Origin of the sequence: Micromonospora sp. HNM0581 (assembly GCF_012726175.1) — a bacterium.
Taxonomy (GTDB): Bacteria; Actinomycetota; Actinomycetes; order Mycobacteriales; family Micromonosporaceae; genus Micromonospora.
The window spans coordinates 76,150-88,625 of record NZ_JAASAD010000012.1; the positions used below are offsets into that span (position 1 = coordinate 76,150).

A 12,476-nucleotide genomic window follows, 5' to 3' on the forward strand; every position below is an offset into this window, starting at 1 on the left:
TGACGCGACTACCTGCCGACGACGCTCAGCTGGGTCGGCGGCAGCCACAGCGAAACCTCGTCGCCGGGTCGCAGGGGCGTCGCCGGCCCGGTGGTGAGGTGCAGGATGACGTCGGCACTCGCGGCCTGGACGTCGAGGTGCGTGCCCCGGTCGGTGACGGCGGTGACGGTCGCGGGGACAACGTTGGGACCGTCCTGGTCGGCAACGACGATGGCCCGCGGTCGAACGAGCAGCAGTCCCGGCCCCCGGTGGGGGGTGTCGAGCCGAAGACTGCCCAGCGCACAGTCGAATCGACCAGGGTGAGCGGTGCCGGCGATGGCGTTCGCGGCGCCGCCCAGGAAACGGGCGACCGCGAGGCTGGCAGGTCGTCGGAACAGTTGGGCGGGTGGGGCGTGCTGGGCGAGGTCGCCGTCGACAAGCACCGCGACGTGGTCGGCGACGTCGGTGGCCTCGTCACGGTCGTGGGTGACGAACAGTGTGGTGGTGCCCTCCCTCCGATGCAGGTCGGTGAGCAGGGTCCGCATGTCGCCACGCAGTTGCGGGTCCAGCGCGCTGAACGGTTCGTCGAGCAGCAGCACGGCAGGTCGGGCCGCCAGCGCGCGGGCGAGGGCGACCCGCTGCTGCTGGCCGCCGGAAAGCTCGGTGCTTCGCCGGTCGGTAAAGCCGGGCAGGGCGACGGCGTCGAGCAGTTCGGCGACCCGGTGACGGACGACGACCCGGTCGGTTCCGCGCATACGCATACCGAAAGCGATGTTCTCCGCGACGGTCAGGTGCGGGAAGAGCAGCGGCCGTTGGAAGACGACGCCAAGGTCGCGGCGGTGTGGCGGGAGCCGTAGAACACTGCGCCCGGCGAGCCGGACATCGCCTCCGGTGGGCGCGGTGAGCCCAGCGACGATCGACAGGAGAGTGGACTTGCCGCTGCCGGACGGGCCGAGGACGGCGGTGCGGGTGCCGGCCGGGACGTCCAGTGTCACCTGCCGCAGGGTCGGTGCGGTGGCACCGGGATAGGTGTGGTCGAGGGTTTCGATGCTGACGCCGGAGGTCATCGGCCGACTCCGAGCAGGGCGGTGTCGCCGCCGGCGAGCTGGCGGGCGGCCAGCGCGGTGAGCAGCAGGGGTGGGACGACGGCAACCAGCGCGATGGCGGCGGTGGCAGCCTGATTCCCGCTGCCGGCGGCGGTGGCGAACAGCAGCAGCGGCACGGTGGTCACGACGCCGCCGCCGATCAGCAGAGTCATCAGGTAGTCGCTCCAGGAAACGAGAAAAGCGAACATCGCGGCGACGACCAGGCCGCCGTGCAGACGGGGCAGGCTGATCTCCCGGAAGGCCCGCCACGGTCCGGCGCCCAGGGTGCGGCCCTGCCGCTCCAGGGCGGGATCGACGCCGGCCCAGACCCCGGACATGAGCAGAGTGGTATAGGCCGCCGCGGCAGGTAGCTGGGCCAGGACCACGCCGGTGACCGAATCGGCCAGACCGGCGCGCAGGTAGACGATCTGCGCGCCCATCGCGACGGCGAACGGTGGCACCAGCACCGGGGTGAGCAGTACCAGTTCCATCAGCCGCCGGCCAGGCAGCCGGTGCCAGGCCAGGGCGCGCCCGGCGGCTGTCCCGAGAACGGTGGCGCAGGCGGCGACGGCGACGCCGATGCCGATGGAGGTGGCGACGGCCTCGGCGAGGCCCGACTGCGGGCCGAGAGCCTGCCGCCAGCCAGACAGGGACCAGCGGGCCGGCAACAGATCAGGATAGAACCACTGGTCGGTGAAGGCCTGCACGGCAAGTGGCAGCAGCGGCCCCGCCACCCACAGGCCGGCGAGGAGCACCACCGCTGGACGGGTGAGCACCGTGCCCAACGGCCGGCGGGGTACCGGCGCCGTCACCGCAGCGCACCGGTGACCCGGCCGGCGGCCCGCCGGCTGGCCCAGGTATAGGCGACCGCCGCACCGACGGCGATCACCGCGATGAGCAGAGCGACGGCGATTCCCTCGGCCCGACCGGACAGTTCGGCGGCGGTGAACCGCTGGTACGCCAACACCGGCAACGGTTGCGGGTAGGCCCGGCCGAGCAGGGCAGGCACCTCGTACGCGCCCAGGGCGAACGAGAAGATCAACACCGCCACGGCCAGGATCGACGGGGCGAGCAGCGGCAACGTGACGTGCCGCAGCACCTGCCGGGGGCGAGCGCCGAGTGTGGCGGCGACCCGTTCGTGCTCGCCGACCGGCCCACCGAGCGCGGCGAGGACGACGATCAGCACGAACGGTGCCTCCTTCCACACGTACTCGACGATCACCGCGACGGCGTACGGGTCGGCGACCAGAGCAGGCAGTGTGACTCCGGCAGCGTGGGCGGCGCGGGCCAGCAAGCCCGAGTCGGCGAGCAGCAGCCCGACCGCCACGGCACCGATCAGATGCGGCACAGGCAGCCCGAGCTGGGCTAGGAACGTCGCCGTGCGCCGCCCACCGGAGGTGCGGCGCAGGGCCAGCGCTGCGGCGACGCCGATGACGACGGCCAGCACGGTCGAGACAAGGGAGATCCACAGACTCAGCAGCAGCCCCTCGGTGAACGCCGGTCCCTCGGTCACCCGCCGGTACGCGACCAGACCAGGACCGGTGTCGGTGAACCCGGCCAGACCGAGGCTCTGCGCGAGCCCGTACCCAAGGCCGCCACCGAAGAGCAGCACGACAGCAGCCAACGCCGGCAGGATCAGCAGCAGCCCGGTACGCCGGGTGTTCACTGTCGCAGCACCTCGCTGCGCCAGCCCTCCTCAAGCGGCGGCAGCCAGTCCGCGCGCAACTCGGGCTGACTGTTACGGGACAACTGGTCGTACGGCGGGACCTGCGGCGAGGCCGGCAGGGTGGCGAATCGGTCCCGCCACTCTGCGTCGAGCTTGTCCAGGTCCACGGCCGGGTACTGACCCCACCCGCCCGGCCGGGCCTTCTCGTACTGCAGCTCGGGTGACAGCATCAGATCAGCCAGGGCGAGGGCGGCGGAGCGGTTGGCGGCATTGGCGGGTACGGCAAGATAGTTGGTGTTGCCGATGGTGCCCTCGTCGAGCAGCAGCGTACGCGTCGTCGCCGGGAACTGACCCCGTTCTACGAGACTCGTGACCTGCGCCGGGCCGTAGGTCATGGTGATGTCGACCTGCCGGTTGGCGTACAGGTCGTTGAGTTCCTTCTCGTTCGCCGGGTAGGTTTCGCCGGCCCGCCACAGGGCGGGTCGCAGGTCGCGTAGGGTCTGCCAGAGCGGTGGGACGAACCTGTCGTAGGCAGCCTGATCGAAGCCGTCCGGAACCTGGTCGCGTCCGCCGGCCTGCGCGTAGAGGGCGTGCCTGACGAACACCGAACCGGTGAAGTCCGGTGGCGCGGGATAGGTGAACCGGCCCGGGTTGACACGGGCCCAGTCCAGCAGACCGGTCAGGCTGGTAGGTGGGTCACCGATCCGGGCGGAGTCGTAGACGAACGCGAACTGGGCGCGGCTCCACGGCACTTCGCAACCCTCGACCGGGGTGCCGAAGTCGTTGGCGACCGCCGGGTCCGACCAGTCGACGTAGCGCATGTTCGGCAGCAACTCGACCAGCCCGCACTGCCACAGCCCGGCCTGCTTACCGGTGCGGAAGTTCTCCCCGTTGATCCAGACCAGGTCCACCGACCCGCCGGAGGTGCGGCCAGCCTGCTGCTCGCCGAGCACCTTGTTGACCGCCAGGGCGGTGTCGGTGATCGGTACCCGGTTGATTCGGACGTCTAGCCGGTCGCGGGCGGCCGGAGCGACGACCTCGTCGATGTAGCGGTTGGCGCCGTCGTCGCCGCCGTACATGAACAGGTTCACCGTCTGCCCACGGGCCTCCCGCTGCACCTGCGCGAAGTCGTCGGGCTCGGGGTCGGCGTCAGACCCACCGCCGCAGGCGGTGAGAAGCAGTGCGGTGGCGGTGAGTGCCGCCAGCGCACGCCAGGGTCGTTGGTTCATCGGGTGCGCCTCCAGGCGGAATCGGAGAGGGTACGGACGGCGTGCGCGACGCGTTGCCCGGCGGTGACCGCCACGACGGCGGCCCAGACCCAGGCGATCGGCCCGGCGAAGCCGGGCAGCAGACAGAACAGGCTGTGCACGGCGATGGTTTCGGCGCCTTCGGCCCACCCGCCGAGAAAGTGCAGGGACCGCTCGTCGCCGCGTTCGCGGCCCAGCCGTTCGGCGATCGACGAGTACGCCAGCAGAGCGGCCCCGTTGACGTAGTAGGTGACCAGCAGCACCAGGAACGGTGTGGCGGATCCGTCGGCACCGACGGCGACCCCGGCGACGAACGCCCCGTACACGGTGAAGTCCGCGACGATGTCGAGGAACCCACCCAAGGCGGTGGCGGTGCCACGTCGGCGGGCCAGCGGCCCGTCGAGGCCGTCGGCGAGCCGGGACACCAGCCACGCCACAAGCGCCGGCCACCACCACCCGACCGCCGCGGCGGCGCTGGCGGCCAGACCCAACGTCAGACCGGCGGCCGTGAGTCGACCGGGCGACAACCACGACCGGTCGACGACAGCGGCGATCCGGCCCAGTGTCCCGCTCAGTACCGGCCGTAGTCGGGCGTCGATCACCGGCCGGTCCCCTCACCGACCGGCTCCGTGAGCCCCTCCCGGCGGCGGGACAGCCGCGCGGCCACCGCGCCGGCGACAGTCAGCATGGCCAGACCAGCCACCGCGACGAGGAACTGCGGCGACGTGGGATCGGTGAACGAGCCGCCGAGCGCCGTGTAGGCGACGACGCCGGGGGTCATGCCGATCGCCGACCCGACGGTGTAGTCGCGCAGCCGCACCGCGGTCACCCCGGAGCCGTAGTTGAGCAACGCGAACGGCACCACCGGTACGAGGCGCAACCCGATCACGGCGAACAGTCCACGTCGTGCCAGGAACCCGTCGAGGCGTTGCAGGCGGCCACCTACGAGACGTTCGACCGCCGGGCGACCCAGCACCCGGCCGAGCAGGAACGACGCCACCGCTCCCAGGGTCGCGCCGACAAGCACCACCACCGATCCGCCGACCACCCCGAACAGCGCCCCGGCGGCGGTGGTCAGCAGCACCCCGGGCACCAGCAGCACGGTGCCCAGGGCGTACCCGGCGACGAAGAGCAGCGGTGCCCACGCCCCGGTCGCGGCGACCCGATCACGTAGGGTCTGCACGTCCGGGGTGCCCTGCGTGGCCAGCAGCACCGCCGCGCTGGCCAACAGAACCACCAGGAACATCAGCCTCGGCCAGGGCGAACCGACGATCCGGGCCAACCGCGACGCCACCCGCGGACGCGTCCCGTCAACGGTCATCGACGCTCACCCCGCACCGGGTGCAGGGCGCGGCGGAACCGGCGTAGGCCGGTGAGGGCACGCGAGAGCAGCGGCCCGGCGAGGTCCGCACGAACCTGGGCCAGGGTGGCGTTCCACGGCCCGTCGGCGTACGTCGGGTAGGCGTGCACGGTGCCGGCCACGTCGCGTACCTGATCGCCCCGGCGGATCGCGGCAGCCAACTCGGCGATCGACTCCCCGGCGCGGGGCGAAACCACCGTGGCACCGAGCAGCCGGCCACCCGGCCCGGTCACCAGGTGGGTGAAGCCGTCGGTGCGGCCGTCGGTGACCGCACGGTCCACGTGCTCGTGCGCCACCTGCCGAGCGTGGACCCGGTCGCCGTGCCGGCGGCGGGCCTCGGCGAGGGTCGCACCGACATGAGCCACCTCAGGATCGGTGAACGTCACCCACGGCACAGCGGCGTAGTCGACCCGGCGGCGCAGCCCGAGCAGCGCGTTCGTCGCCGCGTAGCTGCCCTGTACCCCGGCCACATGGGTGAACCGAAGAGTGCCGGTGACATCGCCGGCAGCGAAGATCCGCCGGTTGCTGGTCCGCAGCCGCCCGTCGACCACGACGTTGCCCCGGTCGTCGCAGCGCACCCCCGCGGCGGTCAAACCCAGGTCCCGGGTGCGGGGTCGGCGCCCGACGGCGACCAGGATCCGGTCGACGACGATCGTTCGCCCGTCGGACAGGTGGAGCGCGTCGCCGTCGACGCGCTCGGCACCCGTCCCGGTCAGCACGGTGACACCCTCGGCGCGCAGGCGCTCGGTGATCAACGCCGCCACCTCCGGTTCCTCCCTACCCATCAGCCGGTCCGCCAACTCCACGACGGTCACCTCGACACCGAGCCGGGCCAACGCCTGACCCAGCTCGCAGCCGATCGGGCCGCCACCGAGCACAGCCACCCGCCGGGGCAGCTCCGCCAGCTCCCACAGCGTCTCCGTGGTGAGCGGATCGGCGTCGACCAGACCGGGTACGTCCGGCACGGCCGGGGCGGATCCGGTCGCGATCACCGCCCACCGGAACCGCACCTCCTGCTCGCCGCTGCCACCGGTCACCCGCAAGGTCGACGGGCCGGTGAACTCCGCCCGGCCGGTCAGCACGGTCGCACCCGCGGCGCTGATCGCGGCCGGCGAGTCGACCGGCTCGATGCGCGCGACGGCCGCCTTGACGTACGCCAGCACGGCGGCATCGTCGACCCGTGGTGGCGCGGTGTGCACCCCGAACCGGGCTGCGGTGCGTACGGTGTGTGCCGCGTGCGCCGCGGCGATGAGCGACTTGCTCGGAACACACCCGGTCCACAGGCAGTCCCCTCCGGTCCGGGTGGCCTCGACCAGCCCGACCCGCGCGCCGAACCGGCCGGCGGTCTTGGCCGCGACGATCCCCGCCGCGCCGCCGCCGATGACGGCCAGATCCCACTCCTGCACTCGGGTGCCTTCCTCGTCGTCGGTGCCGGCCTGCCAAGGATGCCCGCCCGGGCCGCCGGCACGGCATCGCGGGACGATCCTCCTTCCGGCCCGGCAGGTCGTGCCGGACGGCACGCCGGTGGACGCCCCCACCTGCACAGGACGCGCCGACGGCGTGCTTGATTGCACACCCGACGGAATCCGGGCGGCGGGAGACACTTGTGCAATCAGCGCGGCACCGGGCGAGTCCCACCCGGTCAGATGGGTGGGCAGATGAGCGACGACGAGTTCCTACAGGCCATGGACGAACACCTGGACCTGGTGTACAACCTCGCCCGACGGCTGGCCCGATCCCGGACGCAGGCCGAGGACCTGGTGCAGGAGACGTACCTGCGGGCCCTGCGGGGGTGGCGACGACGGCCACCGGACGACGTACGGGCCTGGCTCGCGACGATCTGCCTGAACACCGCTCGCGCCGGCTGGCGGCACGAGTCGGTCCGGCCGGTGGAGGTGCTGGACCCCGATGCCGGGATGACGCTGACGTCGCGCAGCGACACCGCCGGCGAAGCGATGCAGGGCCTCGTCCGTGATCAGGTGCACCGCGCGTTGTGGCAGCTGCCCCCACCGCAGCGGGAAGCGATCACCCTGATGGACCTGTGCGGATTCACCGCCGCCGAGGTCGCCGCGATGACGGACACACCGCGCGGCACGATTCTGGCCCGGGTCCACCGCGGGCACAAGAAACTCGCGGAACTGCTGCAACGACAGGGGGTCACGTCGGAGTGAGACACGACCACGACGACGCCACCGTCGGCGCGTACCTGGCCGGGGAGATGCCCGACGGGCCACGTGAGGCGTTCGAGACACACCTGCTCACCTGCGACGCCTGCTGGGACGAGGTCGACGCCGGACGCCGCGGCCGCGCCCTGGCCCAGCTGGCCCGCCAGCCGGCCCCCCCGCACCTGGCCGACCGGTTGGCGGCAGTCGTCGCCGGACACCGCCTCAACTCCGGGACCGAAGCCGCTGGCCGGGGACAGATCCGGAGCCGGCTGCGTCGGTTCCGCCTGCACGGTGCCGGTCGCGGCCGGCAGGTGTGGGTGCTGGCCGCCGCCGCGCTGGTCCTGGTCGCCGTCCTCGGCGCGGTGATCGTCGGCGGGCATGCCGCCCCCACACCGATGCCGCAGATCGCCGTCGCCGTCGCCGGTTACCACGACGACCGGCTGCCCGGCACGGCCATCCCGACCCGCCCCGGTCCGGACCTGTCCGCGCTGCGCCTGTCCGAGGCCGGTGCCAGCGCCGGCAACCTGGCCGGGCAACCGGCCACCGGGTACGCCTACCGGGACGACACCGGACGGCGCCTGATCATCTACGTCAGCGATGAACCGTTCCCGATGCCCTCGGAAACCGAGAACCCGATCGGAGCCGACGGCGCCGGGATGATGCGTCTCGACGGCGTCGTCGTCCTCTGCTCCCGCCACCCGCACACCTCCCTCGTGCTCGGTGAAGACGAGGACCTCGTCCGGCGGGCCGCCACCACCCTCGACCTGATCTGAACTCCCCGGTCCCGGCCGGGAACAGCCCGACGGGACCAGGGCGTCCGGCGGGACAACGAACGGTCCGCCGCCCGGTAGGCCGTACCGACCTCCCGGATCCCGTTGCCACCGGGCGGGAACGCCCACGTGGCGACCCCCTTCTTTGCAGCAGGGGCCGTCCGCGGTCGGACTACCGTCCGATGCCCACGCCCGTTGCAGTCCCACAGCTGCACGGTCGTACCGTTCGCCGTGGGGTGCTGCGGGTACCACGGCGCGGATCCGCCCTGGTTCACCGACCCGTGACCTGAGCCGGACCGGCCGCGCGTAGGGCAGCGCGGCGAGGACCCGAAGCAGCGCGTTTCCCCACCCGGACCGGCGGAGGCAACCACACGACCGTGCAGGGGAAGTCCTTCTCCGGCCGGGGGGCCGGCCCCCGCCACCGGCCCGACACCGATCGGCCGGCGGTTGCCACCGAGCCGGCCGGTCGGTCTCCGCCGTTCAGGTGGCGAGGAACTCCATCAGATGGCGGTAGACCAGCTCGGGGTGGGGCCAGGCGATGTTGTGCGGGCCGAGAGGAAACACCGTTGCCTTCCGTGCCTGGTATAGATGCGGGATCGCAGCGAGGGGGGAGCACGCCAAAGTGGACACCGCGTACCGGGTGAGCCCGCTGCGGGCGGCCGACCCTGCCTTCCTCGGGGAGTACCAGTTGGTCGGCCGGATCGGTGCCGGCGGGATGGGCGTGGTCTACCTAGCCGAGGACGCGGACGGCAGCTACGTGGCGGTCAAGCTGATCCACGCTGACCTCATCGCCGACCCCGAGTTCCGGGACCGGTTCCGCGGCGAGGTGGAGCGGTCCCGGCAGGTTCCGCCGTTCTGCACAGCGGAGTTCATCGCCGCCGACCTCGACCACGATCCGCCGTACCTGGTCGTGGAGTACGTCGACGGGCCGAGCCTGGAGGAAGTCGTCACCGAACGCGGCCCGCTGCGCGGCGGTGCGCTGCACTCCCTCGCGGTAGGGGTCGCCACCGCCCTGACCGGCATCCACCGGGCGGGCATCATCCACCGGGACGTGAAGCCGGACAACGTACTGCTCCCCCCGGGCAGCCCCAAGGTGATCGACTTCGGGATCGCCAAGTCGTTCGACGTTACCAGCAGCCACACCCGCATCGATGCCATGGTGGGCACCGTCGCCTACATGGCACCGGAGCGGCTCTCCGGCACCGGGGTCGAGCCGGTCACCGCGGCTGCCGACGTGTTCGCCTGGGGCTGCGTCATCACCTTCGCGGGAACAGGGCGGACGCCCTTCGGGGGTGACTCACCATCGGCGACCGCAGGACGCATCCTCACCCAACCGCCGCATCTCGACGGGCTGCCCGAGTCGTTGCGTGAACCGGTACGCCTCGCCCTGGCGAAGGACCCGGCGCACCGGCCGAGCGCCCCGGACCTGCTCGCCATGCTGCTCGGTGAGCGGCACGACGCGGCCCCGGTGACCGCACATCGGCGCCGCAGGTGGCGGTTTCCGGTCGTGGTCGCTGGGCTGCTCATCCTGGTCGGAGCGACCGTCGGTGTCCTGTCGGTCGGAGCCGGACAGCAGCCGGACCCCCCGTCACCGTCCAGCCCCGGTACCGTACCTGCGCCGGTAGCCGCTGGTACCCGGTCGGCCGCCGTCCCGTCGCCGTCGTCGCCGCAACGATCGAGCCCTCCGGTGACCCCGTCCACCACCCCGGGCCGGGTGATCGCGTCGCCCGCCCCACCCACCATCGGCCCCCCATCGGTGGAAATCCCGGCCTCGGCCAACCCGACCGGACGCAACCTCGCCCTGACCGGAACCGCCACTGCGGCCGGCGCCGAAGGGTCGCACTGGAGTGCCGGCAGGGCCGTGGACGGTGACCTGCAGAGCAGGTGGAGCAGCGAATTCACCGACCCGCAGTGGCTGACCGTGGACCTCGGCGGGCGATGGCGGATCAGCGAGGTGGTGCTGCACTGGGAGACGGCGTACGCCGTCGTGTACCGGGTGGAGATCTCGGTGGACGGCGCCTCGTGGACACCGGTCTACTCGACCTCGGCGGGAACCGGCGGCGTGGTACGGATCCCCGTCGCCGAACTGCCCGGCAGGTACGTCCGCATGTACGGCACCCGACGCTCCAGCGACTACGGCTACTCGCTGTACGAGATCGAGGTGCGCTGACCGCCTCAGGCGCCGACCACCGCCGGTTGCCGCCAGTCCGACCAGGTTCGCCGGGTCAGATCGCAGCCGGCGTGGGCCAGGTACTCGGCGAGCGGTCGTACCCGTCCGAGACCGTACCGGCCGAAGTTCGGACGGCGTAGCAGGAGGCCCACCCGGCGGCGGCTCGCCCGGTCGAGGCTCCACCAGCTTGGTGTGCCCGTGGTGCCGGTGTGGTCGGTCCAGTGCCGGGGGCTGCCCTCCCGCAGGTAGTGGTGCCAGGCCAGGGTCTCGGTCGGGTGGAACAGGTCGTAGCCCCAGGTGAAGGCGCGGGCCGACATGGTCAGTTCCTCGCCGAGGAAGTAGATGCGCGGGTCGTACGGCACCTCGCGGACGAGGCTGCCCGGGGCGAAGAGGAAGCCACCCGCCACGAACCGGGCGGGTACCGCCGGACGTGACCGGTCCGCCATCGGACGCTGGCCTAGCACCGGCAAGCCGTCTCCGGTCCAGCCCCGGACGATCGTCTCGGCCGGGAGACCGTCGCCGCGGCGGTCGTCCACCGGCTCGTACCGGGGCGGATAGCCGGTGATGACCGGTTTGCCAGCGCCGGTGTCGGCCGCGATCGTCAGCAACCGGGCATCCCAACCCGGTGCGAACCGGGTGTGGCTGTCCACCTGGAGGAACCAGTCCTCGCCGGCGTAGACGCCCATCACCTGGGCTCGCGCCCAACACGCGCCCCGGCTGGCCCGTGCGTCCACGTCGAGTAGTTCCACCCGGGGATCGGCGGCGATCGCGGAGACGTTCTCGTCCCCCCGGTGCTGCCAGCACACCACGATCCGCACCTGGTCGGGACGGGCGGCCTTGGCCAGGCAGTCTCGGACCGTCGGAACCAGCTCGGCGTCCCGGTAGGAAGCCACGGATACGAGAATTTTCATCTCCGGATCCGGGTCAGCTCGGCGTGGCCGGGCTCGCCGCGGCCGGACGGAACAGCGCCGCCAGCACCCGGTGTTCGGCGATCTCGTAGGCGACGGCCGCTGGCGGTGCTCCGGTGCCGCGAGCCTGGTGCAGCAGCCCTCGGTCCGGCGCGAGCCCGTGCTCGCGCAGATAGTAGGAGACGGTGTCGGTCCACACCCAGCTGCCGTCGGTCCGGAAGGACATCGGGACCACTGCACCCCGGTCCCGGTCCACGATGTCCTCCATCCGCTGGGTGGTCGTCAGCACCGGCCGGCCGGCGTCCAGGAACGCCAACACCTGATCCTGATCGGGGCCGAGCAGCCGCGGATGGTCGTCGTCGAACCAGGGGCCGGTGACGGCGTCCACGCCGTCGAAGACTCTGGCCACGGTGATCGGATGCGGTTCGGCGGCGGTCCACAGCAGCGCGGCGGCGCCTCGGGCCTGCATCTGGTACGCCGGCAGCGCATCGCCGTGTGCGTACACCTCGATGGTTGTTCCTGTGGTGCCGAGCAGCGTCTGCAGCTTCGCGGTGACTGCTGGCAGGTCGGCCGCCGCGGCCGTCGTGGACAGGACGAAGACCCGCGTCGCCGGGGCGTCCGGGTCGGCGGGGACCGCGAACCGCCAGGCCCGCCACAGCGCCGTCGCGCCGGGCATCCGCTCCACCGCGGCGACCGCAGCCCGGTCGACCCCGTCGGTGACCGCGTCGACGAACGCCACCGGCGCGTCGGTCAGGTCCAGCACCGGTGGTGGGGCTTCGGGGGCGAACACCGCCGGTTCCGCCAACGCGGGCTGGAACTCCACCGGGGGTAGTGGCCACTGGCCGGGCCGGCTGCCGGAAAGTGCCTCGACGGCGTCCGGATCGGCGGCAGCTACCAGTGCGAACTCCTCGTCGGTGAGGGCGAGCCCCGCGGTCACGGTGATCGAGGCGACGGTGGCGGCCACATCGCTGATGCGGCCCTGCGCCAGCGCGTACCGCGCGGCGGCGAGGACGGTGTCCGGAGCGTGACCTGCCACCCGTAGCAGCAGGCGGTGGAACTGCGGCCCGTGCGCGGTCCGGTGGAACTCAGGCATGGCGCCATCCGACCACGATTGGCGACACCGATC

Annotated in this window: 12 protein-coding genes; 3 read left to right on the top strand and 9 right to left on the bottom strand. The window is 72.4% G+C overall.

Annotation, left to right across the window (positions count from 1 at the left end; translation table 11 throughout):
• Positions 1-8: 8 nt before the first annotated feature.
• From HCA58_RS15905 to HCA58_RS15935, 7 genes are read right to left on the bottom strand one after another with little or no spacing between them, the layout of a single operon-like run.
• Positions 9-1,046, bottom strand: coding sequence for an ABC transporter ATP-binding protein (locus HCA58_RS15905; RefSeq protein ID WP_169598619.1), 1,038 nt, complete (start codon positions 1,044-1,046; stop codon positions 9-11).
• Positions 1,043-1,876, bottom strand: a complete 834-nt coding sequence (locus tag HCA58_RS15910) for an ABC transporter permease subunit (RefSeq protein ID WP_346776003.1) — start codon at positions 1,874-1,876, stop codon at positions 1,043-1,045. Before HCA58_RS15910 ends, HCA58_RS15905 begins: the two co-directional genes overlap by 4 nt.
• Positions 1,873-2,730 (bottom strand): ABC transporter permease subunit, encoded by an 858-nt coding sequence (locus HCA58_RS15915; RefSeq protein WP_169598620.1) that lies wholly within the window; start codon positions 2,728-2,730, stop codon positions 1,873-1,875. Before HCA58_RS15915 ends, HCA58_RS15910 begins: the two co-directional genes overlap by 4 nt.
• Positions 2,727-3,935, bottom strand: a complete 1,209-nt coding sequence (locus tag HCA58_RS15920; RefSeq protein ID WP_205808793.1) for an ABC transporter substrate-binding protein — start codon at positions 3,933-3,935, stop codon at positions 2,727-2,729. The genes HCA58_RS15915 and HCA58_RS15920 overlap by 4 nt, the downstream gene beginning before the upstream one ends.
• A 20-nt stretch (positions 3,936-3,955) precedes the next feature.
• Positions 3,956-4,579 carry a CDP-alcohol phosphatidyltransferase family protein gene (locus HCA58_RS15925; RefSeq protein ID WP_169598622.1) on the bottom strand — a complete coding sequence of 208 codons (624 nt, stop codon included), beginning with the start codon at positions 4,577-4,579 and terminating at the stop codon, positions 3,956-3,958.
• Positions 4,576-5,298, bottom strand: coding sequence for a TVP38/TMEM64 family protein (locus HCA58_RS15930; protein ID WP_169598623.1), 723 nt, complete (start codon positions 5,296-5,298; stop codon positions 4,576-4,578). Before HCA58_RS15930 ends, HCA58_RS15925 begins: the two co-directional genes overlap by 4 nt.
• On the bottom strand, positions 5,295-6,743 hold the full coding sequence (locus HCA58_RS15935; protein ID WP_169598624.1) for an FAD-dependent oxidoreductase: 1,449 nt from the start codon (positions 6,741-6,743) through the stop codon (positions 5,295-5,297). Before HCA58_RS15935 ends, HCA58_RS15930 begins: the two co-directional genes overlap by 4 nt.
• Before the next feature lie 252 nt (positions 6,744-6,995).
• On the opposite strand from HCA58_RS15935, the gene HCA58_RS15940 reads away from it, so the two are divergent.
• From HCA58_RS15940 to HCA58_RS15950, 3 genes are all read left to right on the top strand, one after another.
• Positions 6,996-7,508, top strand: coding sequence for a sigma-70 family RNA polymerase sigma factor (locus HCA58_RS15940; protein ID WP_240956290.1), 513 nt, complete (start codon positions 6,996-6,998; stop codon positions 7,506-7,508).
• A complete protein-coding gene (locus HCA58_RS15945) occupies positions 7,505-8,275 on the top strand; it encodes a zf-HC2 domain-containing protein (RefSeq protein WP_169598626.1) in 771 nt (256 codons plus the stop codon). The genes HCA58_RS15940 and HCA58_RS15945 overlap by 4 nt, the downstream gene beginning before the upstream one ends.
• Positions 8,276-8,894: 619 nt before the next feature.
• Positions 8,895-10,442, top strand: a complete 1,548-nt coding sequence (locus HCA58_RS15950; protein WP_346776004.1) for a protein kinase — start codon at positions 8,895-8,897, stop codon at positions 10,440-10,442.
• A gap of 5 nt (positions 10,443-10,447) precedes the next feature.
• On the opposite strand, the gene HCA58_RS15955 is transcribed toward HCA58_RS15950, so the two are convergent.
• Together HCA58_RS15955 and HCA58_RS15960 are read right to left on the bottom strand one after the other, a co-directional pair.
• Positions 10,448-11,353: a GlcNAc-transferase family protein gene (locus tag HCA58_RS15955; protein ID WP_169598628.1), complete on the bottom strand. Its 906-nt coding sequence runs from the start codon at positions 11,351-11,353 to the stop codon at positions 10,448-10,450.
• 13 nt (positions 11,354-11,366) lie between these two features.
• Positions 11,367-12,443 carry a hypothetical protein gene (locus HCA58_RS15960; RefSeq protein ID WP_169598629.1) on the bottom strand — a complete coding sequence of 359 codons (1,077 nt, stop codon included), beginning with the start codon at positions 12,441-12,443 and terminating at the stop codon, positions 11,367-11,369.
• Between the last annotated feature and the right edge of the window lie 33 nt (positions 12,444-12,476).

Coding starts and splice junctions, on each gene's coding strand:
- HCA58_RS15905 (WP_169598619.1), bottom strand. CDS start 1,046: ATGACCTCCGGCGTCAGCATCGAAACCCTCGACCACACCTATCCCGGT.
- HCA58_RS15955 (WP_169598628.1), bottom strand. CDS start 11,353: ATGAAAATTCTCGTATCCGTGGCTTCCTACCGGGACGCCGAGCTGGTT.
- HCA58_RS15930 (WP_169598623.1), bottom strand. CDS start 5,298: ATGACCGTTGACGGGACGCGTCCGCGGGTGGCGTCGCGGTTGGCCCGG.
- HCA58_RS15940 (WP_240956290.1), top strand. CDS start 6,996: ATGAGCGACGACGAGTTCCTACAGGCCATGGACGAACACCTGGACCTG.
- HCA58_RS15960 (WP_169598629.1), bottom strand. CDS start 12,443: ATGCCTGAGTTCCACCGGACCGCGCACGGGCCGCAGTTCCACCGCCTG.